The 24,244-nt window shown below is 53.9% G+C and carries 24 protein-coding genes, 1 other RNA gene and 2 pseudogenes; 15 read left to right on the forward strand and 12 right to left on the reverse strand.

Annotated elements, in window-relative coordinates; all coding sequences use genetic code 11:
* Positions 1–14: 14 nt before the first annotated feature.
* The 3 genes from hemP to ppsR all read right to left on the reverse strand — a co-directional run bounded on the left by hemP (position 15) and on the right by ppsR (position 2,399).
* Positions 15–194 carry a hemin uptake protein HemP gene (hemP, locus tag PGS10_RS18075; protein WP_161799839.1) on the reverse strand — a complete coding sequence of 60 codons (180 nt, stop codon included), beginning with the start codon at positions 192–194 and terminating at the stop codon, positions 15–17.
* Positions 195–364: 170 nt separating this feature from the next.
* The gene (gene aroH / locus PGS10_RS18080) at positions 365–1,411 is read right to left on the reverse strand and encodes a 3-deoxy-7-phosphoheptulonate synthase AroH (protein WP_316423315.1); all 1,047 of its coding nucleotides are present in this window, start codon (positions 1,409–1,411) and stop codon (positions 365–367) included.
* A gap of 154 nt (positions 1,412–1,565) precedes the next feature.
* Complete coding sequence (gene ppsR / locus PGS10_RS18085) at positions 1,566–2,399, reverse strand: posphoenolpyruvate synthetase regulatory kinase/phosphorylase PpsR (RefSeq protein WP_015367027.1); 834 nt, start codon at positions 2,397–2,399, stop codon at positions 1,566–1,568.
* Between the two features lie 330 nt (positions 2,400–2,729).
* Here ppsR and ppsA point away from each other — a divergent pair, with 330 nt between their 5' ends.
* Positions 2,730–5,108: a phosphoenolpyruvate synthase gene (gene ppsA, locus PGS10_RS18090; RefSeq protein WP_047078779.1), complete on the forward strand. Its 2,379-nt coding sequence runs from the start codon at positions 2,730–2,732 to the stop codon at positions 5,106–5,108.
* 82 nt (positions 5,109–5,190) lie between these two features.
* Here the strand turns inward: ppsA and rprA are convergent.
* Positions 5,191–5,298, reverse strand: an RNA gene (gene rprA, locus PGS10_RS18095) — antisense sRNA RprA.
* A 170-nt stretch (positions 5,299–5,468) separates the two neighbouring features.
* Positions 5,469–6,593, reverse strand: coding sequence for an AI-2E family transporter YdiK (gene ydiK / locus PGS10_RS18100; protein ID WP_015367025.1), 1,125 nt, complete (start codon positions 6,591–6,593; stop codon positions 5,469–5,471).
* A 218-nt stretch (positions 6,594–6,811) separates the two neighbouring features.
* Between ydiK and ydiJ the strand changes: the two genes are divergently transcribed.
* Both ydiJ and menI read left to right on the forward strand, forming a co-directional pair.
* Complete coding sequence (gene ydiJ / locus PGS10_RS18105) at positions 6,812–9,868, forward strand: D-2-hydroxyglutarate dehydrogenase YdiJ (protein ID WP_316423316.1); 3,057 nt, start codon at positions 6,812–6,814, stop codon at positions 9,866–9,868.
* Positions 9,865–10,275 carry a 1,4-dihydroxy-2-naphthoyl-CoA hydrolase gene (menI, locus tag PGS10_RS18110; protein WP_045396082.1) on the forward strand — a complete coding sequence of 137 codons (411 nt, stop codon included), beginning with the start codon at positions 9,865–9,867 and terminating at the stop codon, positions 10,273–10,275. Before ydiJ ends, menI begins: the two co-directional genes overlap by 4 nt.
* Before the next feature lie 46 nt (positions 10,276–10,321).
* Here menI and PGS10_RS18115 read toward each other — a convergent pair whose 3' ends face one another.
* Positions 10,322–10,510, reverse strand: a complete 189-nt coding sequence (locus PGS10_RS18115; protein WP_045396087.1) for a YegP family protein — start codon at positions 10,508–10,510, stop codon at positions 10,322–10,324.
* 167 nt (positions 10,511–10,677) lie between these two features.
* Between PGS10_RS18115 and PGS10_RS18120 the strand changes: the two genes are divergently transcribed.
* A complete protein-coding gene (locus PGS10_RS18120) occupies positions 10,678–10,926 on the forward strand; it encodes a GlsB/YeaQ/YmgE family stress response membrane protein (protein WP_020079088.1) in 249 nt (82 codons plus the stop codon).
* 522 nt (positions 10,927–11,448) lie between these two features.
* Here the strand turns inward: PGS10_RS18120 and PGS10_RS18125 are convergent.
* Complete coding sequence (locus PGS10_RS18125; protein ID WP_047046943.1) at positions 11,449–12,045, reverse strand: hypothetical protein; 597 nt, start codon at positions 12,043–12,045, stop codon at positions 11,449–11,451.
* A 177-nt stretch (positions 12,046–12,222) separates the two neighbouring features.
* Here PGS10_RS18125 and PGS10_RS18130 point away from each other — a divergent pair.
* A pseudogene (locus PGS10_RS18130) lies at positions 12,223–13,031 on the forward strand (MBL fold metallo-hydrolase).
* A 93-nt stretch (positions 13,032–13,124) separates the two neighbouring features.
* Positions 13,125–13,298, forward strand: a complete 174-nt coding sequence (locus PGS10_RS18135) for a hypothetical protein (protein ID WP_155958895.1) — start codon at positions 13,125–13,127, stop codon at positions 13,296–13,298.
* A 148-nt stretch (positions 13,299–13,446) separates the two neighbouring features.
* Here the strand turns inward: PGS10_RS18135 and PGS10_RS18140 are convergent, their stop codons facing one another.
* A complete protein-coding gene (locus PGS10_RS18140) occupies positions 13,447–13,566 on the reverse strand; it encodes a small membrane protein (RefSeq protein WP_152906392.1) in 120 nt (39 codons plus the stop codon).
* 553 nt (positions 13,567–14,119) lie between these two features.
* Between PGS10_RS18140 and sufA the strand changes: the two genes are divergently transcribed.
* The 7 genes from sufA (at position 14,120) to ldtE (ending at position 20,728) form a co-directional block, all read left to right on the forward strand.
* Positions 14,120–14,497 (forward strand): Fe-S cluster assembly scaffold SufA, encoded by a 378-nt coding sequence (sufA, locus tag PGS10_RS18145; protein ID WP_045396094.1) that lies wholly within the window; start codon positions 14,120–14,122, stop codon positions 14,495–14,497.
* Positions 14,498–14,499: 2 nt separating this feature from the next.
* On the forward strand, positions 14,500–15,987 hold the full coding sequence (gene sufB / locus PGS10_RS18150) for a Fe-S cluster assembly protein SufB (RefSeq protein ID WP_045396097.1): 1,488 nt from the start codon (positions 14,500–14,502) through the stop codon (positions 15,985–15,987).
* 16 nt (positions 15,988–16,003) lie between these two features.
* On the forward strand, positions 16,004–16,750 hold the full coding sequence (sufC, locus tag PGS10_RS18155) for a Fe-S cluster assembly ATPase SufC (RefSeq protein ID WP_045396098.1): 747 nt from the start codon (positions 16,004–16,006) through the stop codon (positions 16,748–16,750).
* Positions 16,725–17,996, forward strand: a complete 1,272-nt coding sequence (gene sufD, locus PGS10_RS18160; RefSeq protein WP_045396101.1) for a Fe-S cluster assembly protein SufD — start codon at positions 16,725–16,727, stop codon at positions 17,994–17,996. The genes sufC and sufD overlap by 26 nt, the downstream gene beginning before the upstream one ends.
* A complete protein-coding gene (gene sufS, locus PGS10_RS18165; protein WP_047050186.1) occupies positions 17,993–19,213 on the forward strand; it encodes a cysteine desulfurase SufS in 1,221 nt (406 codons plus the stop codon). Before sufD ends, sufS begins: the two co-directional genes overlap by 4 nt.
* A gap of 11 nt (positions 19,214–19,224) precedes the next feature.
* On the forward strand, positions 19,225–19,641 hold the full coding sequence (sufE, locus tag PGS10_RS18170; protein ID WP_047046681.1) for a cysteine desulfuration protein SufE: 417 nt from the start codon (positions 19,225–19,227) through the stop codon (positions 19,639–19,641).
* A gap of 100 nt (positions 19,642–19,741) precedes the next feature.
* Complete coding sequence (gene ldtE, locus PGS10_RS18175) at positions 19,742–20,728, forward strand: L,D-transpeptidase LdtE (RefSeq protein ID WP_315710114.1); 987 nt, start codon at positions 19,742–19,744, stop codon at positions 20,726–20,728.
* Between the two features lie 60 nt (positions 20,729–20,788).
* On the opposite strand, the gene PGS10_RS18180 is transcribed toward ldtE, so the two are convergent.
* The 3 genes and pseudogenes from PGS10_RS18180 to PGS10_RS25195 form a co-directional block, all read right to left on the reverse strand.
* The gene (locus PGS10_RS18180; RefSeq protein WP_002908860.1) at positions 20,789–21,025 is read right to left on the reverse strand and encodes a major outer membrane lipoprotein; all 237 of its coding nucleotides are present in this window, start codon (positions 21,023–21,025) and stop codon (positions 20,789–20,791) included.
* A gap of 311 nt (positions 21,026–21,336) precedes the next feature.
* The gene (gene pykF / locus PGS10_RS18185; protein ID WP_045396113.1) at positions 21,337–22,749 is read right to left on the reverse strand and encodes a pyruvate kinase PykF; all 1,413 of its coding nucleotides are present in this window, start codon (positions 22,747–22,749) and stop codon (positions 21,337–21,339) included.
* A gap of 7 nt (positions 22,750–22,756) precedes the next feature.
* A pseudogene (locus tag PGS10_RS25195) lies at positions 22,757–22,891 on the reverse strand (hypothetical protein); the annotation flags it as partial.
* Between PGS10_RS25195 and PGS10_RS18190 the strand changes: the two are divergent.
* Together PGS10_RS18190 and fumD are read left to right on the forward strand one after the other, a co-directional pair.
* Positions 22,887–23,018 carry a hypothetical protein gene (locus PGS10_RS18190; protein WP_161801916.1) on the forward strand — a complete coding sequence of 44 codons (132 nt, stop codon included), beginning with the start codon at positions 22,887–22,889 and terminating at the stop codon, positions 23,016–23,018. The pseudogene PGS10_RS25195 and the gene PGS10_RS18190 overlap by 5 nt on opposite strands.
* A gap of 234 nt (positions 23,019–23,252) precedes the next feature.
* Positions 23,253–23,465 carry a fumarate hydratase FumD gene (gene fumD, locus PGS10_RS18195; protein ID WP_045396115.1) on the forward strand — a complete coding sequence of 71 codons (213 nt, stop codon included), beginning with the start codon at positions 23,253–23,255 and terminating at the stop codon, positions 23,463–23,465.
* A 26-nt stretch (positions 23,466–23,491) separates the two neighbouring features.
* Here the strand turns inward: fumD and PGS10_RS18200 are convergent, their stop codons facing one another.
* Entirely contained in the window at positions 23,492–24,130 is a 639-nt protein-coding gene (locus tag PGS10_RS18200) for a TetR family transcriptional regulator (protein ID WP_045396118.1), read from the reverse strand.
* Positions 24,131–24,244: the final 114 nt, after the last annotated feature.

Below are 24,244 nucleotides of genomic sequence, written 5' to 3' on the forward strand. Positions count from 1 at the left end.
CATCGCGCGGGGTTTTATTTGGTCAAAATTAGCTTACCGGCGTGGGTCTGGCGCAGCAGATAGCGCTGGCCGTCATGTTCGATCACCACGCGTCCTTCCGGGCCTAACAGCGTCCGGCTGCTGATTTGGCGATCGCTGGCAATAGGATAGGGAGCATTGTCTTTTGTTTTCTCTGCTGTGGCAGTGTTATCCATACGCGTCATAGCACCAAAATAAAAATAAAAGAAACAATGATAATCATTATCAGTAATGTTAATTTTCACGGCAAGCCTTTTTTGTCGTGGCTTACCATTTCAGGTAGCTATTGCGCAGAGGATGAACGGCGAGCGGTGAAAACCCGCCGCGAGCGCGGCGGGGGAAGGGATTACAACCGTGTAGCGGTGGCTGCAGCCAGTTCAGCGAGCATTTTTTCGCTATCTTCCCAGCTCAGGCACGGGTCGGTAATCGACTGGCCCCAGGTCAGCGGCTGACCTGGGATCACTTTTTGCGTTCCTTCGGCGAGGAAGCTCTCCGCCATGATCCCGGCAATGGCGGTGGATCCATCGCGGATCTGCTGGCAGATATTGGCGCACACTTCCAACTGACGGCGATGCTGCTTCTGACAATTGCCGTGGCTGAAGTCGACGACCAGTTGCTCAGGGAGATCGAATTCCCGTAGCGCTTCACCGGCGGCGGCGATATCCGCTGCATGATAATTCGGCCGTTTACCGCCGCGCATAATGATATGGCCGTACGGGTTACCGCTGGTCTGGTAGATGGTCATCTGGCCCTGTTTATCCGGCGACAGGAACATATGGCTGGCGCGCGAGGCGCGTATCGCGTCGACCGCGATGCGGGTGTTGCCATCGGTACCGTTTTTAAAACCAACCGGGCAGGAGAGCGCCGAGGCCATCTCGCGGTGAATTTGGCTTTCGGTGGTGCGCGCGCCGATGGCGCCCCAGCTAATCAGATCGGCAATAAACTGCCCGGTCACCATATCCAGAAATTCGGTGGCGGTGGGGATACCCAGCTCGTTGACCTGCAGCAGCAGACGACGCGCCAGTTCAATGCCGTGGTTGACCCGGTACCTGCCGTTGAGGTCAGGGTCGGAAATGAGTCCTTTCCAGCCCACGACGGTGCGCGGTTTTTCGAAATAGGTGCGCATGACAATTTCCAGCTGCGGCTGGTAACGTTCGCGCATGCCCTGCAGGCGGCGCGCATATTCCAGCGCCGCTTCGGGGTCGTGAATGGAGCAGGGGCCGATAATCACCAGCAGGCGGCGGTCTTCGCCGTTGAGGATCTTTTCAATCCGCCGGCGGGAAGCGGAGACGTGGGCGGCAACCTCGGCCGACACGGGATGGCGCTGCGCCAGTTCCGCGGGCGTTACCAGGCTTTCAATGCGCGCGGTACGCAATTCGTCTGTTTTATTCATTGGGGTCTCAAAAATCTGTTTCTTCCGCGGCGAAAATGCCGGGAAGTGATGCGCATCACGATAAACCAATCCCTGCTTATTGCAAGAGCAGGGCATGATCCTGTATAGGCCACGAGCGATAGCATAAACAAATTTTCAATAATGTACTAGTGTATTAGTACATTCTGCGATTCAGCCCCATGATATCCATGATTTTGGTGGCAATTTCCTCTACCGAATAGTTGGTACTGTTAAGGCAGGGGATCTTGTTTTTGCGATATAGCGCTTCGACTTCAGTTACTTCCATGCGGCATTGGCGCAATGAGGCGTAGCGGCTGTTTTCGCGGCGCTCTTCGCGGATTGCCGCCAGGCGCTCCGGGTTAATCGTCAGGCCGAACATCTTGTGCTGCAGCGGCTTTAACGAGGCCGGGAGAACCAGATTGTCCATATCGTCGGCGATAAAAGGGTAGTTAGCTGCGCGAATACCATACTGCATGGCCAGGTACAGGCTGGTCGGTGTTTTACCGCAGCGCGAAACGCCGAGCAGGATCACCTGCGCCTGATCGAGATTACGCAGCGAAATGCCGTCGTCATGGGCGAGCGTGTAATCGATGGCGGCGATACGCGCATCATATTTAATCAGGTTACCGGGATTCAGGCCGTGGGTGCGGTGAGCCACCGGCGTGGGATCCAGATGTAATTCTTGCTGCAGCGGGGCTACCAGCGCCTGCACGATATCCTGACAAAAACCCTCGCTTTGCAAAATTATGTCGCGAATTTCGGGGATAACGATGGAATAGAAGACCAGCGGACGGATGCCGGTTTGTTGAAAAATGGCATCGATTTGCTCTTTTACCGCCCGGGCGCGACTGACATTTTCGACGAACGGCAATGTCACGCTACTGATGGCCACCGGGAATTGCGACATTACCGCATGGCCTAAAACTTCCGCCGTAATAGCGGTACCGTCAGAAATATAAAATACGTGGCGATCTACAGCACTGTCCATTTTGACCATCCGGTATAATTATCTAAAAGCAGAGTAAATTTAAGCACAGAGCTTTAACCTTTGTCTCACTTAAAAAAATGAAACGCTATTTTTGTTTTTAATGAAATGGCAGGTTCAGTTTCTGTTTTTGCACACTATTTGTATCAAATATCAATAGAATCCATTTTAATCATATAGTTAGGGAATTCCGGAAAACAATCCTAAAAACAGAAAATTAATTTGCTTGAACGATTCACCGTTTTTTTCAGCGGCATAAATATGTCAGGATGAATACCGTAGTCGATCGTGTGTTTTCTATAATTTGTATTAAATCACAAAAGGATTGTCTCGATGTCCAACAATGGCTCGTCACCGCTGGTGCTTTGGTATAACCAACTCGGCATGAATGATGTAGACAGAGTTGGGGGCAAAAATGCCTCCCTTGGTGAAATGATTACTAACCTGTCCGGTATGGGTGTCTCCGTGCCAAACGGGTTCGCCACCACCGCTGATGCTTTCGATCAGTTCCTGGACCAAAGCGGCGTTAACCAGCGCATTTATGCACTGCTGGATGAAACCGACATTGACGACGTTTCCGCATTAGCGAAAGCGGGCGCGCAGATCCGTCAGTGGATCATCGACACCCCCTTCCAGAGCGAACTGGAAAACGCGATTCGCGAAGCTTATGACCTGCTGTCCGCCGATGACGCCGAGGCCTCGTTTGCCGTGCGTTCTTCGGCGACGGCGGAAGATATGCCGGATGCCTCCTTCGCCGGCCAACAAGAGACATTCCTCAACGTGCAGGGCTTTGACGCCGTGCTCGTTGCCGTGAAGCACGTATTTGCTTCACTGTTTAACGATCGCGCGATCTCCTATCGCGTGCATCAGGGTTACGATCACCGCGGCGTGGCGCTATCCGCCGGGGTGCAGAGGATGGTGCGCTCCGACCTGGCCTCCTCCGGCGTGATGTTCTCCATCGATACCGAGTCCGGTTTCGACCAGGTGGTGTTTATCACCTCGGCGTGGGGGCTTGGCGAGATGGTGGTGCAGGGCGCGGTGAACCCGGACGAATTTTACGTTCACAAACCGACCCTGGCGGCTAACCGCCCGGCTATCGTGCGCCGTACCATGGGGTCGAAAAAAATCCGCATGGTGTACGCGCCGACTCAGGAACACGGCAAGCAGGTGCGGATTGAAGATGTGCCCCAGACGCAGCGCGATGTTTTCTCGTTAACCAACGAGGAAGTGGAAGAGCTGGCGAAGCAGGCGGTGCAGATCGAGAAGCATTACGGCCGTCCGATGGATATCGAGTGGGCGAAAGATGGCCACACCGGTAAGTTGTTTATCGTCCAGGCGCGCCCGGAAACCGTCCGTTCGCGCGGTCAGGTGATGGAGCGTTATACCCTGCATGCCCAGGGGCAGATCATCGCCGAAGGTCGAGCTATCGGCCACCGTATCGGCGCCGGCCCGGTCAAGGTTATCCACGATATCAGTGAGATGAACCGCATCGAGCCCGGCGACGTGCTGGTCACCGACATGACCGACCCGGATTGGGAACCGATCATGAAGAAAGCCTCGGCGATCGTCACCAACCGCGGCGGACGTACCTGTCACGCGGCGATTATCGCCCGTGAGCTGGGGATCCCGGCGGTGGTCGGCTGCGGCGATGCGACCGACCGTATCCAGGAAAACCAGAATGTCACCGTTTCCTGCGCCGAAGGCGACACCGGCTACGTCTACGCAGAGTTACTGGACTTCAGCGTGAAGAGCTCCAGCGTCGGCGAGATGCCGAACCTGCCGCTGAAGGTGATGATGAACGTCGGCAACCCGGATCGCGCCTTTGACTTCGCCTGCCTGCCGAATGAAGGCGTGGGGCTGGCGCGTCTGGAATTTATCATTAACCGCATGATTGGCGTTCACCCGCGCGCGCTGCTGGAGTTTGACGACCAGGAACCGGGCCTGCAGAACGAAATCCGCGAGCTGATGAAAGGCTACGACTCACCGAGAGAGTTCTACGTTGGCCGCCTGACCGAAGGGATCGCTACCCTTGGCGCCGCCTTCTACCCGAAACGCGTCATCGTGCGTTTGTCCGACTTTAAATCTAACGAATACGCCAACCTGGTGGGCGGCGAGCGTTACGAGCCGGAAGAAGAGAACCCGATGCTTGGCTTCCGCGGCGCCGGACGCTACGTTTCAGAAAGCTTCCGCGATTGCTTCGCGCTGGAGTGTGAAGCGATGAAACGCGTGCGTAACGACATGGGGCTGACCAACGTGGAAGTGATGGTGCCGTTCGTACGTACCGTCGCGCAGGCGAAAGCGGTGGTCGAAGAGCTGGAGCGTCAGGGGCTCAAGCGCGGCGAAAACGGGCTGAAGATCATCATGATGTGTGAAATCCCGTCGAACGCGCTGCTGGCGGAGCAGTTCCTCGAGTACTTCGATGGCTTCTCGATCGGTTCGAACGATATGACGCAACTGGCGCTGGGCCTTGACCGCGACTCCGGCGTCGTGTCTGAGCTGTTTGATGAGCGCAACGACGCGGTGAAAGCGCTGCTGTCGATGGCCATCCGCGCGGCGAAAAAACAGGGCAAATACGTGGGCATCTGCGGCCAGGGGCCGTCCGACCATGAAGACTTTGCCGCCTGGCTGATGGAAGAGGGGATCGATAGCCTGTCCCTGAACCCGGATACCGTGGTGCAAACCTGGTTAGGTCTGGCTGAACTGAATAAATAAGTTCAACGCGGCTAGCACAATCCCTGGCAGAGTGCCGGGGATTTTTTTTGCCTTCAGCAACGTTTCGCTATTTGATTTTGACGTAAAAAAAAGCCCATCGTGGGAGATGGGCAAAGACTACACACAGCAATTCGTTGTTTCACTCAGGGGATTTCCATGCTTATAAATCAATATCTTGATCTATAACCGTGGGCTAATAGTAGGCATCAGGGCTGTTGGCGTCGATCGGATTCTTCTCAATAGTTAAATCAGTGTGAAGAATATGAGAGGTAAATATCGAGCTGGAACATGAATATGCCGGAAGTGGCGAGGGATTGATAAATTTAGCTTAAGTTTAAGGCGGGTTTCCCCGCCTTTCTGTTACTTTTCGCTTTTGTTATGGCTGGCATTAAGCTCGGCGAGTTCCGCCAGAACCAGATCGGGGTCCAGCGGCGGCGGCGGTACTTCTTGCACCCAGGCGTCGTAAAGACGCCAGGAGACGGCCAGCAGCACCGGGCCGATAAACAGGCCAATCATGCCGAAGGCGATCAGGCCGCCGATAACGCCGGAGAGGATCAGAATCATCGGCAGGTCGGCGCCCATGCGAATTAGCACCGGGCGAATCACGTTATCCATCGTACCCACCACGCAGCTCCACACCAGCAACACCGTGCCCCAGGTCGTATCGCCGGTCCAGTACAGCCAGATAATCGAGGGCACCAGCACGATAAGCGGCCCCAGTTGTACCAGACAGGTGAAAATCATCACCACGGTCAACAGCGCGGCGTAAGGTACGCCGCTTATCGCCAGCCCGATACCGCCGAGAACCGCCTGCGCCAGCGCGGTGACAACCACGCCCAGCGCCACGGCGCGTACCGCCTGTCCGGCAAGGACCACCGCAGCATCGCCACGCTTTGAGGCCAGACGGGTAGCGAAGTAGCGGAAACCATAGGCGACGCGCTCGCCGCGCCAGTAAAGCAGGGCGCTGAACAACAGCATCAGTCCGCAGTAAACCAGCAGTTTACCAATATGCGCCGCCTGGCCGACAAACCAGGTGGTGGTGGCGCCGATATAAGGGCGAACCTTAGCCATAATCGCCGCGCCGCCCATCTCCAGCAGGCTATGCCAGGCGGAATAGAGTTTATCGCCGATCAGCGGAATCGAGTTCAGCCAGGCGAAATCCGGCAGCGTTACCTGGCCGGTGCTGACGATTTTGATCAGCGGGGCGCTATTATCGACCAGGCTATTCACCAGTAAGGCGATAGGAATAACGAACAGTAAAAACAGCAGCAGCGTCATCACCAGCACCGCCAGCGAGCGCTTGCCAAACAGCAGCTTTTGCAGACGCAGCAGCACCGGCCAGGTGGCGATGACCACGGTGCCGGCCCAGGCAAAAGAGAGAATAAATGGTTGCACAACCCACAGGCAGGAAATAATTATCAGGGACAAAAACAGCACCGACAGCAGAATTTGCGGTATGTCCCGGGGCTGATGTTGGTTAATCATAGAGAAAATTTACCTTTCCAGTCGCGTCTCAATGCTGACGCAGCGTAATTCCATGTACAGATAATAATATCAATAATTTCGCGCGCCTGATTTTGCCCGTAAATCTCGTGGGCGGATATGAAAAAAATGTGATAAAAAGTTGAGTGCGCCACGCAAACGTTTAATTTGCGCATTATTACATCATCTAAACACAACATATTCAGGCAGGGTCAAGCGTCATGATCCCACAGATTTCTCAAGCGCCGGGCGTCGTTCAACTGGTGCTGAATTTTTTGCAGGTACTGGAGCAACAAGGATTCACCGGCGATACCGCCACCAGCTATGCCGACCGGCTCACCATGGCGACCGATAACAGCGTCTATCAGCTGTTGCCGGACGCCATTCTGTTTCCCCGTTCCACCGCGGACGTCGCTTTACTGGCGCGGCTGGCGGCGGAACCGCGCTTTCAATCGCTGATTTTTACCCCACGCGGCGGCGGTACCGGCACCAATGGTCAAGCGCTGAATGCGGGGATCATCGTCGATATGTCGCGCTATATGAACCGTATTATCGAAATCAATCCTGAAGAGGGGTGGGTGCGGGTCGAAGCCGGGGTAATCAAAGACCAGCTCAACCAGTTTCTTAAGCCCTACGGCTACTTCTTCGCGCCGGAACTGTCGACCAGTAACCGCGCGACGCTCGGCGGAATGATCAATACCGATGCTTCCGGACAGGGTTCATTGGTTTACGGTAAAACCTCCGATCATGTGCTTGGGGTGCGATCGGTACTGATGGGCGGCGATATCCTTGATACCTTGCCTATTCCCGCCGCGCTGGCGGAAACGCTGGGGCGAGAGCAGTCAGCGATTGGCCGCATCTATCGTACCGTCTATCAGCGCTGTAAAGCGCAGCGTCAGCTGATCATCGATAAATTCCCGAAATTGAACCGCTTCCTGACCGGCTACGATCTGCGTCATGTCTTTAATGATGAGATGAGCGAGTTCGACCTGACGCGCATTCTGACCGGCTCCGAAGGCACGCTGGCATTTATCACCGAAGCGCGGCTCGATATTACGCGTCTGCCGAAAGTGCGCCGCTTGGTCAACGTCAAGTATGACTCCTTTGATTCGGCGCTGCGTAACGCGCCCTTTATGGTTGAAGCGAAGGCGCTGTCGGTGGAGACCGTCGACTCGAAGGTGCTTAATCTGGCCCGCGAAGATATCGTCTGGCACTCGGTAAGCGAACTGATCGCCGATGTGCCGGATAAAGAGATGCTGGGTCTCAATATCGTTGAGTTTGCCGGGGATGATGCTGAATTAATCGACGGCCAGGTAACCACCCTGTGTCAGCGTCTTGATGAACTCATGTCGCAGGGCGCCGCGGGAGTCATTGGCTGGCAGGTCTGTCATGAACTGGATGGCGTCGAGCGCATCTATGCCATGCGTAAAAAGGCGGTTGGTCTGCTGGGCAACGCTAAAGGCGCAGCTAAACCGATTCCTTTTGCTGAAGATACCTGCGTGCCGCCGGAGCATTTGGCGGATTACATCACCGAGTTTCGTGCTTTACTCGACGGGCATGGCCTGAGCTACGGCATGTTTGGACACGTCGATGCCGGGGTGCTGCACGTTCGTCCGGCGTTGGATATGTGCGACCCGCAGCAGGAGGTGCTGATGAAGCAGATCTCCGATGAGGTGGTGGCGCTGACGGCCAAATATGGCGGCCTGCTGTGGGGCGAACATGGTAAAGGGTTCCGCGCCGAGTACAGTCCGGCCTTTTTTGGCGAGGAGTTATATAACGAACTGCGTAAAGTGAAAACGGCATTTGATCCGGACAACCGATTGAATCCGGGGAAAATTTGCCCACCGGAAGGCGTCGATGCGCCGATGATGAAAGTCGATGCGGTAAAGCGCGGCACCTACGATCGTCAAATTCCCATTGCCGTGCGTAGCGCCTGGCGTGGCGCGATGGAGTGTAACGGTAACGGTCTGTGCTTTAACTTCGATGTAAAAAGCCCGATGTGTCCGTCAATGAAGGTCAGTAATCAGCGCATTCATTCGCCGAAAGGCCGCGCGACGCTGGTGCGTGAATGGTTACGTCTGCTGGCCGACCGCGGGATAGACCCGAACAAACTGGAGCAAGAACTTCCGGAAAAAGGTGTGAGCCTGCGCGCCCTGATCGAGCGTACCCGCAATAGCTGGCATGCGCGTAAAGGCGAATATGATTTCTCGCATGAAGTGAAAGAGGCGATGTCCGGCTGCCTGGCCTGTAAGGCCTGTTCAACCCAGTGCCCGATTAAGATCGACGTGCCGGAATTCCGCTCCCGCTTCCTGCAGCTGTATCACAGCCGCTACCTGCGCCCGGTACGCGATCATCTGGTGGCGACGGTCGAATCGTACGCGCCGCTGATGGCCCAGGCGCCGAAAACATTCAACTTCTTTATCAATCAGCCATGGATGCGCAAGCTGTCGGAAAAACACATCGGCATGGTCGATCTGCCGCTGCTCTCCGTACCGTCGCTCAAGCAGCAGCTGGCAGGCCATCGCTCCGCCAATACCACGCTTGAGGATCTGGAAGCAATGAGCGTCGAACAGCGTGCGAAGAGAGTGCTGGTGGTGCAGGATCCGTTTACCAGCTACTACGAAGCGCAGGTGGTGGCTGACTTTGTCCGCCTGATTGAAAAAGTCGGCTATCAGCCGGTACTGTTGCCGTTCTCACCGAACGGTAAAGCGCAGCATATCAAGGGGTTCCTGACGCGCTTCGCGCGCACGGCGCAGAAAACCGCTGATTTCCTCAACCGCGTAGCGCAGCTGGATATACCGATGGTTGGCGTCGACCCGGCGCTGGTGCTTTGCTATCGCGATGAATATAACCAGACGCTGGGCGAGAAACGCGGCGATTTTCGCGTGATGCTGGTGCATGAATGGCTGACCGAGGCGATAGCGCCTTCAGCCGGGAGGGACAACAGCGGCGAACCCTGGTACCTGTTTGGCCATTGCACCGAAGTGACGGCGCTACCGGCCGCGCCCAAACAGTGGGCAGAGATCTTTGCCCGTTGCGGGGCGAAAATGGAGTACATCAGTACGGGTTGCTGCGGCATGGCTGGCACCTACGGCCACGAAGTGAAAAACCACGCCAACTCGCTGGCGATTTACGCGCTTTCCTGGCAGCAGGCGATGGCGCGTTTACCGCGCGGTCGCTGTCTGGCCACCGGCTATTCCTGCCGAAGCCAGGTGAAGCGTATCGAAGGTAGCGGGGTACGTCACCCGCTGCAGGCTCTGCTGGAGATTATGGGATGATTTGGAAACGTCAGGCTTCGCTGCCGCAGCTTAACGCGATGGGCGAGGGAAACATGGTTGGCCTGTTGGATATTCACTTTGTGTCCATCAGCGATAACGCGATTGAAGCGACGATGCCGGTGGATCACCGTACACATCAGCCTTTTGGTCTGCTACACGGCGGCGCATCGGTGGTTCTGGCTGAAACCCTTGGCTCGGTCGCGGGCTATCTGTGTACCGAAGGAGAACAAAAAGTGGTCGGCCTGGAAGTCAATGCCAACCATATTCGTTCGGTGCGCAGCGGGCGGGTGCGAGGGGTTTGTACCGCGTTGCATGTTGGGTCTCGCCATCAGGTGTGGCAAATCGATATCACCGATGAGCAGGGGCGACTGTGCTGCTCCTCACGACTGACCACCGCCGTGGTGTAACGGTCGCCACATTATTTTAAGGGGATGCGCTTGCATCCCCTTCTTGTTATTGCGTTTCGTCCTTGATGACCTCGCTGGCGCCGTTTTTCTGCACCGAGGCGATACCCTTTTTAGCCGCATCTTTCGACGAGTACATCTCGCTGGTGGCGATGGTCTCATGGTTGTCAGCCTTCAGCAGAAAATACCACGGCTGTGAGACACTCTTTTCAGACTTTTTCAGTACGTAATATCCCATTTCTCACTCCTTCGGCGTTAACGAGCACTGAATAATCTGTAGACCATGGCTAACGGCACGGCAAGCAATCATCTAATAAATATATATTTGTTAAATCATTCGTTGTAATTATGCTACTATTTTAATTACGAATTACATTCACGGTAACAAAGAGGACGGAGTTAACCATGGGTATCATTTCCTGGATCATTTTTGGTTTGATCGCTGGTATTTTGGCTAAGTGGATTATGCCGGGCAAAGACGGCGGTGGATTTATTGTCACCGTGATCCTCGGTATTATCGGTGCGGTAGTCGGTGGCTGGATCAGTACGTTATTCGGCTTTGGCAAAGTTGACGGTTTTAACTTCGGTAGCTTTGTCGTGGCGGTAATTGGCGCACTTGTGGTGCTGTTTATCTACCGTAAAGTGAAGAGCTAATACGCCGAGCGCCTATTCACGCTGAGACAGCAAACCGCCGTGAATCACGGCGGTTTTTTTTGTGCTCATGATAGCCGCAAGCAAACAAAAAAAGCCCGCTGGATACCCGCGGGCGAACCCATTTTGGCAAATTTTTCGGATGCTTCCTTACAAAGGGCGTAAACACCGTTTTGCCGGATGTTAAGGCGCAGCCCGACCGCTTCCCGGCTGGAGAAGCGGCTGGGAAATTTTATGCCCAATTCAGCGGTAAAATAAGCTAACAAAAACGGTAGGGGAAGGGGGGAATGGTTACTCCAGTAACACGCTCATCACCAGCAGCACTACCATGCACATCGACATAATACTGATATCAATCATCCTGTAAGACACAAGCTCCCGTAAATAATAGCCCAGCGTTGCTCCGGCAAGTATTCATCAACGACGTCAATTGTACATGAGTAAACGCAGACTTAACCAACCCTGCTTTTAAGAATTAACTCACTTCATCACAAAATTGAATCGTCCTGCAAAGAAGGCTTGCTATTAATTGCCAGCAGCGTCGATTGGCGCTTTGGGGAAAATCTGTAGTCGGGCTTCGGATGTGTAAAATGGAATCAGCAGAAAAGCTAAACCTGCACCACCGGTTGCATACTGCACTGCCAGATCGGCGCTGCGGGTGATAAATATTTGATGACCTCCCCAACTACAAGCCACGCTCATATCCGGCGTACAGTTTTTCCATTTGCTCAGTAACTCGCCACTTTTTGTCAGGTATAAGTACTTCTTGTCCGAACCCGATGGCGGCGCCGCGGATTCGGCTAACAGGATGAACGTTTGAGTGCTTACTACTTTCCCTTGTCCGTCTAACGATGAGGCCTGTAGCGTTGCGGTAGGGTAGTTGAAGCGTAATTCAACGGTTGCGGCATTTTTATCACTGACGTAAAAAACCTGCGTTAAATTATCCGCGCCCCAATACTTTCCGCCGCTGGATTGAAGCGGTTTGATCTTAAATCGATATACGTTCTGCGTGCGTATATCCTGGCGCTGGGAGTATTCGGCATTGTATTGCGCGCTTTGCGGCGCGTTAACCGAGCAGCCGGTAAGTAACCCCATTAATATTAATGCTGAAAATTTGCGCATGCCTTCCCCGTCCATCATTCATCTATTGCCGCCGGTTGATTATGCCCGTTAAGCCAAACGATAAAAAACGCAGAACGCTACCAAACTCGGTAGGTCGTTGCATCACGCGCCATCTGACATATAGTTAAAATAAGTGGCGGCACGCTTGTTATTGCATCATGGAACAGAGAGGGAGATATGACAATTACGCTGTGCAAAGCTTGCGGTACCTCCTATGAATTTAGCGAAGTCCCTACACAACAACATTGCCCGATCTGCGAAGACGAGCGTCAATTTGTTCCTGTGGGCGGGCAGCAGTGGATTACGTTAAATAAGCTTACCGCATCGCATAACAATAAATGGCAGCAGCATAACAGTGGGCTTTTTAGCATTCGCACCATCCCCAGTTTTGCCATTAACCAGCGTGCATTTCTGCTGCGTACGCCGCAGGGCAATATTCTGTGGGACTGCATCGCCAACCTCGATGAGGCGACAAAAACGCTGGTTTCCGCGCTGGGTGGGCTGAAAGCCATCGCTATCTCACATCCGCATTACTACAGTTGTATGCAGGATTGGGCGGCGGAGTTCAAGGCGCCAATCTATCTGCATGGGGATGACCGCCAGTGGGTCAGCGCGACAGCCCGTGGATTACCTTCTGGGAGGGCGATAGCCTGCAACTAACGGCTGATGCCAGTCTGATCCGCCTTGGTGGGCATTTTGCTGGTGGCTGCGTCCTGCACTGGGCGCAGGGCGACGGCCTGCTATTATCCGGCGATATAGTCCAGGTTGCGCCGGGAGCTAACGCCGTTTCTTTCATGTGGAGTTATCCCAATATGCTGCCGCTGTCGGCTGCCGCGGTGAGTGATATCCTCCGACGTCTCGACGGGGTGAAGTTTAGTCAAATCTACGGCGCGTTTGAAGGGCGGGAAATTCTGGTTAATGCCCAAGAAATCGTACGTCAATCGGGGAAAAAGTATGTGGCATGTTTGGCCAGACATAGCGTCTAGTTATGCCGGGCTCTCTTTAGGACGAAAAAAAACTGAATCGGAAGTATTCTTGAACCAGTAATATGCCCGGCGAAAGTTCATGAGGAATTGGCCATGAATATTTCTGGTCTTAAGCGACACTTATTATTTTGTGTCAATGTTTCTGGTTTATTTACCACAAAAATGATAATCGATAGTCTGCTTTGGGCATTGCTTGTAGCGGTTTTTTACAATGGGGTTTATATCATTGTTTTCTTCGCCAGCGAGTCACTTACCGTGGTGCAATAAATATTCTATGGAAAGTCACTAAAGGCATGACGAAGAGCGTCAGCGTGGGGGACGTTTCTTGTTGTGTCTGTACGCCCCTGTGACGGGGCATGATTGAAAATTATAATAGAAAGTCTTTTGATAGAAGTAGGGAATAATATTTGAGTTATTAATATTTCTTTTTGAATGTGTTTTTTTGTTTTTTTCGATCCTTGATATAGGAGATGAAAACAGCAACGGCAAGTAACAAAAGAATTATCACAATAATAACGAAAAATAAATTTTCCATTTGAGATATCCTCAGGAATGAAGATCGGCGATTTTATTGTTATGGCGAAGAATCTACCTCTCTACCAGGAAAAATCCTAGTAAAAAATACGCGTCGGATAACAAAAAGTATAACCGAATGATGGTTCATAATAGAGGTGGCATTAAATTCCGAATTCCAGCGGCAGAAACGCTATTTTCTATAGCTAATTACTATTATTTTCACTTTGATGACATCCTGAAGGCACAGGCGTTCTCAATCCTGGCGCTGGCTAGGAAGCTACCTGTGGCCACCACATAGACGGGCCTTTTTCCTATTCAATAAATAGGTATTTTCGATACATCTTTCTTCATTGCCGCTTTATATACGCGCTTATCCTAATAACTTATTATTTATCAATCTATTAATTGCAAAAAATGCGGTCTGATAACCTCTCGACCAGGGTCTATGCTTATAGAAAAGCGTAAAAAGGGGCGAAATGGCCGAATACCCCTGTTCCCGCAGGGTTGAAGTGATAATCATTATCACTAACATGAGGGTAGGGCCCGATAGCGGCAATCGATGAGGTAGAGCGATGGAATTACAAACAAGCACCTTTAATCCCGACGATTTTAACTGGCAGGGGCTGACGATGACCCCCGCGGCGGCGGCCCATATCCGCGAACTGATGCATAAACAGCCGGACAAGCAGGGGCTACGTCTGGGAATCAAAACCAGCGGCTGCGCCGGTTTTGGCTACGTGCTGGAGATGATTGCCGAACCGGCGGACGACGACCTGCTGTTTGAGCGCGACGGCGCGAAGCTGTTTGCGCCGCTGCAGGCGATGCCGTTTATTGATGGCACCGAACTGGATTATGTTCGCGAAGGCTTAAATGAAATATTCAAGTTTCATAACCCGAAAGCGCAGCACGAATGCGGCTGCGGCGAAAGCTTCGGGGTGCAGGCGGAGTAACTATGTCTCGAAATACTGAAGCAACTGACGATGTCAAAAGCTGGACCGGCGGCCCGCTCAACTATAAAGAAGGCTTCTTTACTCAGCTACAAACCGATGAGCTGGCCAAAGGCATCAACGAAGAGGTGGTTCGCGCGATTTCCGCGCGTCGTAATGAACCGGATTGGATGCTCGAATTTCGTCTCAACGCTTTTAAGGCGTGGCAGGAGATGGAAGAGCCGCACTGGCTGAAAGCGCATTACGATAAGCTCAATTATCAGGATTACAGCTACTACTCGGCGCCATCCTGCGGTAACTGCGATGATACCTGCGCCTCGGAACCCGGCGCGGTACAGCAAACCGGGGCGAATACCTTCCTGACGAATGAAGTCGAGGAAGCCTTTAACCTGCTTGGCGTACCGGTGCGTGAAGGCAAAGAAGTGGCGGTGGACGCCATTTTCGACTCGGTATCTGTGGCGACCACCTACCGCGAGAAGCTGGCGGAGCAGGGGATCATTTTCTGCTCCTTTGGCGAAGCGATTCACGATCATCCGGAACTGGTGAAAAAGTACCTTGGTACCGTAGTGCCGGGCAACGACAACTTTTTTGCCGCGCTGAACGCCGCCGTCGCCTCTGATGGCACCTTTATCTACGTGCCGAAAGGCGTGCGCTGCCCGATGGAACTGTCGACCTATTTCCGTATTAACGCCGAGAAAACCGGCCAGTTTGAACGTACGATTCTGGTCGCCGACGAAGGTAGCTATGTGAGCTATATCGAAGGCTGCTCGGCGCCGGTACGCGACAGCTATCAGCTGCACGCGGCGGTGGTGGAAGTCATCATTCATAAAGATGCGGAAGTGAAGTACTCCACCGTGCAGAACTGGTTCCCCGGCGATAACAATACCGGCGGCATCCTTAACTTCGTCACCAAGCGCGCGCTGTGCGAAGGCGAAAACAGCAAGATGTCGTGGACCCAGTCGGAAACCGGTTCGGCCATTACCTGGAAATACCCGAGCTGCATTCTGCGCGGCGATAACTCGATCGGCGAATTCTTCTCGGTGGCGCTGACCAGCGGCCATCAGCAGGCGGATACCGGGACCAAAATGATTCATATCGGCAAGAACACCCGCTCGACCATTATCTCAAAAGGGATCTCCGCCGGACACAGCCAGAACAGCTATCGCGGGCTGGTCAAAATTATGCCGACCGCCACTAACGCCCGTAACTTCACCCAGTGCGATTCGATGCTGATCGGCCCGGACTGCGGGGCGCATACCTTCCCCTATGTCGAATGCCGCAATAACAGCGCCCAGCTGGAACACGAAGCCACCACCTCGCGTATTGGCGAAGATCAGCTGTTCTACTGTCTGCAGCGCGGCATTAGCGAAGATGATGCGATCTCGATGATCGTCAATGGATTCTGTAAAGACGTGTTCTCAGAATTGCCGCTGGAGTTCGCCGTCGAAGCGCAAAAATTGCTGGCTATTAGCCTTGAACATAGCGTCGGCTGATAATTAAGGAAAAAAGATGTTAAGTATTAAAGATTTGCAAGTCGCCGTAGAAGACAAAGAGATCCTGCGCGGGCTGAACCTTGAGGTGCGCCCCGGCGAAGTGCACGCGATCATGGGCCCTAACGGCTCAGGGAAAAGTACGCTCTCGGCTACGCTCGCCGGACGGGAAGATTACGAAGTCACCGGCGGCAGCGTCGAGTTTAAGGGCAAAAACCTGCTCGAATTAGCTCCGGAGGATCGCGCCGGGGAAGGCATTTTTATGGCTTTTCAGTACCCGGTGGAAATTCCCGGCGTCAGTAATCAATTTTTCCTGCAAACCGCGCTCAATGCGGTGCGCGGCTATCGCGGCCTGGAAGCGCTGGATCGTTTCGATTTCCAGGATTTAATGGAAGAGAAGATCAAACTGCTGAAGATGCCGGAAGATCTGCTAACTCGTTCGGTGAACGTCGGTTTCTCCGGCGGCGAGAAAAAACGCAACGATATTCTGCAAATGGCGGTGCTTGAGCCTGAGTTGTGTATCCTGGATGAATCGGATTCCGGGCTGGATATAGATGCCCTGAAGATTGTCTCGGAGGGGGTTAACTCGCTGCGCGACGGCAAACGCGCCTTTATTATCGTCACCCACTATCAGCGTATCCTCGATTACATCAAACCGGATTACGTCCACGTGCTGTATCAGGGGCGGATCGTCAAGTCAGGCGATTTTACTCTGGTTAAACAACTGGAGGAGCAGGGCTATGGCTGGCTTAGCGAACAGCAGTAACGCGCTGCAGCAGTGGCATCATCTGTTTGAAGCGCAGGGCGAGGCGCGCACGCCGCAGGCCAATCAGCATCTGCAGCAGCTGTTGCGCCTGGGACTGCCGACGCGCAAACATGAAAACTGGAAATATACCCCGCTGGATACGCTGCTAAGCGGCACTTTTGTTGCAAGTCCGGCGACGCTCGGCGTGGCGCAGCGCGACGCGCTGGCGCTCAATCTCGACGCCTGGCGGATGGTGTTTGTCGATGGCCGCTTCAGCCCGGCGCTCAGTGACGATCTCGCCGCTAGCGGTTTTGACGTCAGCGTTGATAACCAGCGCCAGCATCTGCCGGAAGCGGTACAGCCGGAAGTGTTTCTGCATCTCACCGAAAGCCTGGCGCAGACGGTGACTCGCATCAGCGTGAAGCGCAACCAGCGCCCGGAAAAGCCGCTGCTGCTGATGCATATCACCAGCGGTCTGGCCGGCGACGAGCTTAATACCGCCCACTATCGTCATCATCTGGCGCTGGAGAGCGGGGCGCAGGCGACCATCATCGAACACTATACTAGCCTTGATGAGCAGCGGCATTTCACCGGCGGACGCCTGACCATGTCTGTCGCCGACAATGCCCATCTGCAGCATATCAAGCTGGCATTTGAAAATGGGCAAAGCTATCACTTCGCCCATAACGATCTGCTGCTTGGCCGCGATGCTTCGGCTTTCAGCAGCAGCTTCCTGCTGGGCGGCGCGGTGTTACGACACCATACCAGCACCCGTCTGGCTGGTGAAAACAGCAATCTGCGTATTAACTCGCTGGCGATGCCGGTGAAAAACGAGGTCTGCGACAGCCGCACCTGGCTCGATCACCGCGTTGGCTACTGCAACAGCCGTCAACTACACAAAACCATCGTCAGCGATAAGGGGCGGGCGGTGTTTAATGGCCTGATTAACGTCGCGAAACACGCGCTGAAAACCGATGGCCAGATGACCAATAACAATCTGTTGTTGGGAAGGCTGGCGGAAGTCGATACCAAACCACAGCTGGAAATTTACGCCGACGACGTCAAATGCAGCCACGGCGCTACCGTCGGGCGCATTGATGACGAACAGCTGTTTTATTTGCGCTCGCGTGGTATCGATCAACAGGCGGCGCAGCAGATGATCCTTTACGCCTTCGCCGCCGAGCTCACTGAAGCTATTAGCGATGATGCGCTGAAACAACAGGTGTTGGCGCGTATAGGCAAGCGCCTGCCGGGAGGAGATGCATGACATTTTCAGTGGAACGCCTGCGCGCCGATTTCCCGGTGCTGAGCCGCGAGGTTAATGGTCAGCCGCTGGTCTATCTCGATAGCGCCGCCAGCGCGCAGAAACCGGAAGCGGTGATTAATGCCGAAGCCGAGTTTTATCGCCACGGTTACGCTGCCGTCCATCGTGGTATCCATACCCTGAGCGCCGAAGCGACGGCGCGGATGGAGCAGGTACGCCAACAGGCGGCCGCTTTCCTTAATGCCCGTTCGCCGGAAGAGCTGGTGTTCGTACGCGGTACCACCGAAGGCATCAATCTGGTGGCCAATAGCTGGGGCGGGGCTAACGTCGGGGCCGGCGATAATATTATCGTCAGCGAGATGGAACACCACGCCAATATCGTGCCGTGGCAGATGCTCTGCGCCCGCGTCGGCGCCGAGCTAAGAGTGATCCCCCTCAACCAGGATGGCACCCTACAGCTCGACGTTATCCCCGGCCTGTTTGACGACCGTACCCGACTGCTGGCGATAACCCAGGTGTCGAACGTGCTGGGGACGGAAAATCCGCTATCGGCGCTGATCCCGCTGGCGCATCAGCATGGCGCTAAGGTGCTGGTGGATGGCGCGCAGGCGGTGATGCATCACCCGGTGGATGTGCAGGCGCTGGACTGCGATTTTTACGTCTTCTCGGCGCATAAGCTGTACGGGCCGACCGGTATCGGCGTGTTGTACGCCAAAGAAGCATTGCTGCAGGAGATGCCGCCGTGGGAAGGCGGCGGGTCGATGATTGCCACCGTCAGCCTGAAGGAGGGCACCACTTGGGCGAAGGCGCCGTGGCGCTTTGAAGCCGGTACGCCGAATACCGGCGGAATTATTGGCCTCGGCGCGGCGCTGGACTATGTCAGCCAGATTGGGCTTGAGCAGATTGGCGAATATGAGCAGACGCTGATGCGCTATGCTCTCGAGGAGCTGAAAAAGGTGCCGGACTTGACGCTTTATGGCCCGCAACATCGGTTGGGCGTCATCGCTTTTAACCTCGGGAAACATCATGCCTACGATGTCGGCAGTTTTCTCGATAACTACGGGATCGCGGTGCGCACCGGACACCACTGCGCGATGCCGCTGATGGCGTTCTACCAGGTTCCGGCGATGTGCCGGGCATCGCTGGCGATGTACAATACGATGGAAGAGGTGGATCGGCTGGTGGCCGGGCTACAGCGGATCCACAAATTACTTGGTTAAAGGACGCGACTATGGCGGCATTACCAGACAAAGACAAATTGCTGCGCAACTTTACCCGCTGCGCCAACTGGGAAGAGAAGTATCTCTACATCATTGAACTCGGCCAGCGCCTGGCGCCGCTCAGCGCGGAAGAACACATCGCGCAGAACATTATTCAGGGCTGCCAAAGCCAGGTGTGGATCGTGATGGAGCAGGAGCCATCCGGCGTGATTACCCTGCGCGGTGATAGCGATGCGGCCATCGTCAAAGGGCTGATTGCGGTGGTCTTCATCCTTTACGACCGCATGACCGCGCAGGATATTAGCGAATTCGATGTGCGCCCGTGGTTTGAAAAAATGGCGCTGACCCAGCATCTTACCCCCTCCCGCTCGCAGGGCCTTGAAGCGATGATCCGCGCAATTCGCGCGAAAGCTGCAAATCTTAGCTAGAATAAACAGGTAGATTTCATTCTGTTACGTGCGACGAAGGCGAGTGCTTTCGTCGCCGCGCAGATCCTGGCGTTTTATCAGCGAAAGAAGGAATCTCAGTATGAAACGCGCGTCTCTCATCACGATGACCCTTCTCGCAGCTCTGAGCGCGCAGCACGGCGCCTGGGCTGTCGATTATCCACTTCCCCCTGCCAACAGCCGTTTGATTGGCCAAAACCAATACTGGACGGTACAGGAAGGGGATCGCAACCTGCAGGCTATCGCCCGCCACTTCGACACGGCGGCGATGCTGATTCTTGAAGCCAACGATACGATTGCGCCGGTGCAGCCGAAGCCGGGCACCCGGGTCTTAATCCCATCGCAGATGCTGCTGCCGGATGTGCCGCGTGAAGGCATTGTCGTCAATCTGGCCGAGCTGCGGCTGTACTATTTCCCGCCGGGGCAAAATCAGGTGCAGGTCTATCCCCTCGGCATTGGCCAGTTGGGGCTGGAAACGCCGGAGATGACTACCCGCGTCGGGCAGAAAATCCCTAACCCGACCTGGACGCCAACTGCCGGTATTCGCGCGCGCTCGCTGGAGAAGGGCATTAAGCTGCCGCCGGTGATCCCCGCCGGGCCTAATAATCCATTAGGCCGTTACGCCCTGCGGTTGGCCTACGGTAACGGCGAATATCTGATCCACGGTACCAACGCCCCTGATAGCGTCGGGCTACGGGTGAGCTCCGGCTGTATGCGGATGAATGCCGATGACATTAAGGCGCTGTTCAGCCAGGTGCGCGCCGGGACGCCGGTGCGGATTATCAATCAGCCGGTGAAGTTCGCGGTAGAACCCGATGGTAAACGCTACGTAGAGGTCCACAGGCCGCTTTCGCAAACCGAAGGGGAAAATACCCGGACAATCTCTTACACGCTTCCTGCCGCGTTTCAGGCCTTTTCTGACGATAAAGCGGTGGATGATCTGCAGCTGAAAAAAGCGCTGTCGCGTAGAGCAGGGTATCCGGTGGTGGTTTCGGAAGGGGCGGGCAGCGCGACGACGGAGCTGTCGGCGCAGAATAGCCAGCACAACGACGCTAAGCTGACGCAGTAGGGTAAAACGACAGGCAAAAAAAATGGCGCACAATGTGCGCCATTTTTATTACCAGAACTCTTACTTACGGTAAGAGTGAGCCTGGTTGTCCAGACGCTGGTTAGCGCGAGCTGCGTCGTCTTTAGCAGCCTGAACGTCAGAACGCATTGCGTTCACGTCGTTGCTCAGCTGGTCAACTTTAGCGTTCAGAGTCTGAACGTCAGAAGACAGCTGATCGATTTTAGCATTGCTGGAGCAACCAGCCAGCAGAGTAGAACCCAGGATTACCGCGCCCAGTACCAGTTTAGTACGATTCATTATTAATACCCTCTAGATTGAGTTAATCTCCATGTAGCGTTACAAGTATTACACAAACTTTTTTGGGATGAGAATATTTTTTTTATCCGAATGCACTTATTTTTGATCGTTCGCTCAAAGAAGCATCGAATTCGTCGATCTGGTTTAAAAAGCGCTGTGAAAACAGAAGGCTTCCATCGGATTCATCTTAGATAATCTCTTATTAAATAGTAAAATCCGATTTGCATTTTTATTAAGAACAGCTAGGGAATGAATAAAAAAAAGCGCCCCAGAGGGACGCTTTAAAAAAAGATAAAATAACCTGTAAATTATTACAGCACGTGCACGGAGGCTGTGTTAGTGGTGCCGCTTGGAACCAGCGCGCCGGAAACCATCACAACCACGTCGCCTTTACGCGCCAGGCCGCTCTGCAGCGCCAGCTCTTTACCCAGGTGGTAGAAATCATCAGTAGAGGCGATCTCTTTCACCAGTTGCGGTACCACGCCTTTGCTGAGAACTAACTGACGAGCGGTGGTTTCGTTGGTGGTCAACGCAAGGATAGTGGCGTCCGGGAAGTATTTACGCACTGCGCGCGCAGATTTACCGCCCTGGGTGGCGACGACGATCAGCGGCGCTTCCAGTTTCTCAGCGGTTTCAACAGCGCCGCGGCAAACCGCTTCGGTAATGCGCAGTTTACGGTTGTCGTTGTTGTAATCCAGACGGCTGGTCATCACGCGGTCGGTACGCTCGCAGATGGTCGCCATAATGGTAACGGCTTCCAGCGGGTATTTACCTTTCGCGGATTCGCCGGACAGCATAACGGCATCGGTGCCGTCGAGGATGGCGTTAGCGACGTCGCCTGCTTCAGCGCGGGTCGGGCGCGGGTTTTTGATCATGGAATCCAGCATCTGGGTCGCGGTGATAACGACTTTGCGCGCGCGGATACATTTTTCGATGATCATCTTCTGCGCGAAGATAACTTCTTCAACCGGGATTTCAACGCCCATATCGCCGCGAGCAACCATGATGCCGTCAGAAGCTTCGAGGATTTCGTCGAAGTTGTTCAGACCTTCCTGGTTTTCGATTTTGGAGATGATCTGGATGTTTTCGCCGCCGTGCGCCTTCAGGTGCTCGCGGATTTCAACGACGTCAGAACGTTTACGGATAAAGGAAGCCGCAACGAAATCAACGCCTTGCTCACAACCGAAGATCAGGTCCTGCTTGTCTTTGTCAGCCAGCGCCGGCAGAGCGATGGAAACGCCCGGCAGGTTAACGCCTTTGTTCTCGCCGAGGTCGCCGTTGTTCAGCACTTTACAGATAACTTTGTTACCTTCGATAGCGGTCACTTCCATGCCGATCAGACCATCGTCGACCAGCACGGTGTTGCCGACGCTCAGGTCGGTGGTGAAGCCTTCGTAGGTCACCGCAACGATTTCATTGTTGCCGACCACGGACTTGTCAGTGGTAAAGGTAAAGGTCTGGCCCGCTTTCAGGGAGACGTCGTTGCCGCCTTCCAGCTTAATGGTGCGGATTTCCGGCCCTTTGGTATCCAGCAGGATTGCGGCTTTCTTACCGGTTTTGTTCATCACATTGCGCAGGTTCTGGATGCGCTGACCGTGTTCCGCATAGTCGCCGTGAGAGAAGTTCAGACGCATGACGTTCATGCCCGCGTCCAGCATTTTGGTCAACATCTCTTCGGATTCGGTTTTCGGACCGATGGTGCAAACAATTTTGGTCTTTTTCATGACAGTCTTAGTCTTTAAGTTGTGAAGGATATGGAAATCTCGCTCCGGGGGCGCACTGCCGCGGAGTCAAACCTGTGTTACGAAAGTTGCAATGCCACGCTCTAAGGATAGGTGACAACAAAAGAGCGTGCAGAAGAATGTGTGCTGGCGGTTCAGCCCATGAAAAGTGGCAATGTTTTGTACGTTTTTTTGTGCAGTCCAATGCGCTGAAACCATTCAAGAAAGAATCGAGGCGCATTATACGCTGCCGAAACCAAAAAGGAAAATAAAAACGGCGTTTCATTTTTAGTGTGATTAATGTAACAAAATTCACACGATTTGCTCGCGAACCTGCAACACACTTTTGCCGCAGCGGATCAGATTAAACGGTGTTTTATCATATTTACTAACCGATTAAAGGCAGTAAAACGCCTCATTGAACGAAAAAAATAGCGCAGTTTGCTTTATTATAAAATCGTATCAATAATGAATTGATTGATAATGATAATTTAAGAGTCTTAATAATGGGAAATAAAGCGAAAGACGACGAGCTCTATCAGGAAATGTGCCGCGTAGTGGGTAAGGTGGTATTGGAAATGCGCGATCTTGGCCAGCAGCCAAAACATATTGTTATTGCCGGTGTCGTACGCACCGCGCTGGCAAATAGCAAAATTGAACGTTCCGCGCTAACCCGCGAGGCGATGGAAAGGGTGATTCACGCGTTATCGGGGCACTAATCGCCGCGCCCCGACATAAGTAATGCTTAAGAGATAACGAACCGAATCACCGCTTTCACCGCAATCTCGCAGTGGTGTGAAACCATTGCTTCGTCGTCGATTTCAGGCAGCGGATCGTCGAGGTACAGGCTACTGAAGGTATAAAAATTCGATACCTGATAGAAGCTGAAGCTGCTAATCAGCCGGTGCACGTCGCGCGCCTGCAGACCGGCCTGGAAAATCCCCTGTTGCTGGCCGCGTTGTAAAATATCCTCGATTATCGACAACGCGGTACGGTTCAGCGGCTTCAGCTCCTCTGAACCCTTGAGCCACTTCCCGCGCTGCATGTTTTCCATGCAGATAACCCGCATATAGTCGGCATGCGTGGCGTGATAGCGCACGCTCCATTTCACCAGTTGCGCCAGCGCCTCTACCGGCGGCAGATGCTCCAGCCCCAGCTGTTGTTCCGTTTCACGGATCTGCGCATACACATGTTGCAGTACCGCCTGGTACAGCTGCTCTTTGCTCTTGAAGTAGTAGACCACCATACGCTTGGTAGTTTGCGCCTCGATGGCGATCTGCTCCATACGCGCGCCGGGAAGGCCATATTCGGCGAACACGGTAATGGCGGCGGCGAAGATGCGCTCTTTCAGGGATTGTGCTTCATCATGAGCAACGAGGGACATAACGACTCCTTTTTCTGTGGAGAGAAAAAATACACATAATGATCACAATTCAGCAACCAAATCTGGCGCCTGTGAACCAAATGATACATAGTCAGTGCTCATGTCGAATGATGA

It is taken from the genome of Klebsiella sp. 141153, assembly GCF_032601995.1.
GTDB classification, from domain to species: domain Bacteria; phylum Pseudomonadota; class Gammaproteobacteria; order Enterobacterales; family Enterobacteriaceae; genus Klebsiella; species Klebsiella aerogenes.

Coding starts and splice junctions, on each gene's coding strand:
- sufB (WP_045396097.1), top strand. CDS start 14,500: ATGTCTCGAAATACTGAAGCAACTGACGATGTCAAAAGCTGGACCGGC.
- sufS (WP_047050186.1), top strand. CDS start 17,993: ATGACATTTTCAGTGGAACGCCTGCGCGCCGATTTCCCGGTGCTGAGC.
- sufD (WP_045396101.1), top strand. CDS start 16,725: ATGGCTGGCTTAGCGAACAGCAGTAACGCGCTGCAGCAGTGGCATCAT.
- PGS10_RS18120 (WP_020079088.1), top strand. CDS start 10,678: ATGGGTATCATTTCCTGGATCATTTTTGGTTTGATCGCTGGTATTTTG.
- PGS10_RS18135 (WP_155958895.1), top strand. CDS start 13,125: ATGAATATTTCTGGTCTTAAGCGACACTTATTATTTTGTGTCAATGTT.
- PGS10_RS18125 (WP_047046943.1), bottom strand. CDS start 12,045: ATGCGCAAATTTTCAGCATTAATATTAATGGGGTTACTTACCGGCTGC.
- PGS10_RS18180 (WP_002908860.1), bottom strand. CDS start 21,025: ATGAATCGTACTAAACTGGTACTGGGCGCGGTAATCCTGGGTTCTACT.
- menI (WP_045396082.1), top strand. CDS start 9,865: ATGATTTGGAAACGTCAGGCTTCGCTGCCGCAGCTTAACGCGATGGGC.
- ydiK (WP_015367025.1), bottom strand. CDS start 6,593: ATGATTAACCAACATCAGCCCCGGGACATACCGCAAATTCTGCTGTCG.
- ldtE (WP_315710114.1), top strand. CDS start 19,742: ATGAAACGCGCGTCTCTCATCACGATGACCCTTCTCGCAGCTCTGAGC.
- PGS10_RS18190 (WP_161801916.1), top strand. CDS start 22,887: ATGTGTGCTGGCGGTTCAGCCCATGAAAAGTGGCAATGTTTTGTACGT.
- sufE (WP_047046681.1), top strand. CDS start 19,225: ATGGCGGCATTACCAGACAAAGACAAATTGCTGCGCAACTTTACCCGC.
- ppsA (WP_047078779.1), top strand. CDS start 2,730: ATGTCCAACAATGGCTCGTCACCGCTGGTGCTTTGGTATAACCAACTC.
- aroH (WP_316423315.1), bottom strand. CDS start 1,411: ATGAATAAAACAGACGAATTGCGTACCGCGCGCATTGAAAGCCTGGTA.
- ppsR (WP_015367027.1), bottom strand. CDS start 2,399: ATGGACAGTGCTGTAGATCGCCACGTATTTTATATTTCTGACGGTACC.
- ydiJ (WP_316423316.1), top strand. CDS start 6,812: ATGATCCCACAGATTTCTCAAGCGCCGGGCGTCGTTCAACTGGTGCTG.
- PGS10_RS18140 (WP_152906392.1), bottom strand. CDS start 13,566: ATGGAAAATTTATTTTTCGTTATTATTGTGATAATTCTTTTGTTACTT.
- pykF (WP_045396113.1), bottom strand. CDS start 22,749: ATGAAAAAGACCAAAATTGTTTGCACCATCGGTCCGAAAACCGAATCC.
- sufA (WP_045396094.1), top strand. CDS start 14,120: ATGGAATTACAAACAAGCACCTTTAATCCCGACGATTTTAACTGGCAG.
- PGS10_RS18200 (WP_045396118.1), bottom strand. CDS start 24,130: ATGTCCCTCGTTGCTCATGATGAAGCACAATCCCTGAAAGAGCGCATC.
- fumD (WP_045396115.1), top strand. CDS start 23,253: ATGGGAAATAAAGCGAAAGACGACGAGCTCTATCAGGAAATGTGCCGC.
- PGS10_RS18115 (WP_045396087.1), bottom strand. CDS start 10,510: ATGGGATATTACGTACTGAAAAAGTCTGAAAAGAGTGTCTCACAGCCG.
- sufC (WP_045396098.1), top strand. CDS start 16,004: ATGTTAAGTATTAAAGATTTGCAAGTCGCCGTAGAAGACAAAGAGATC.
- hemP (WP_161799839.1), bottom strand. CDS start 194: ATGGATAACACTGCCACAGCAGAGAAAACAAAAGACAATGCTCCCTAT.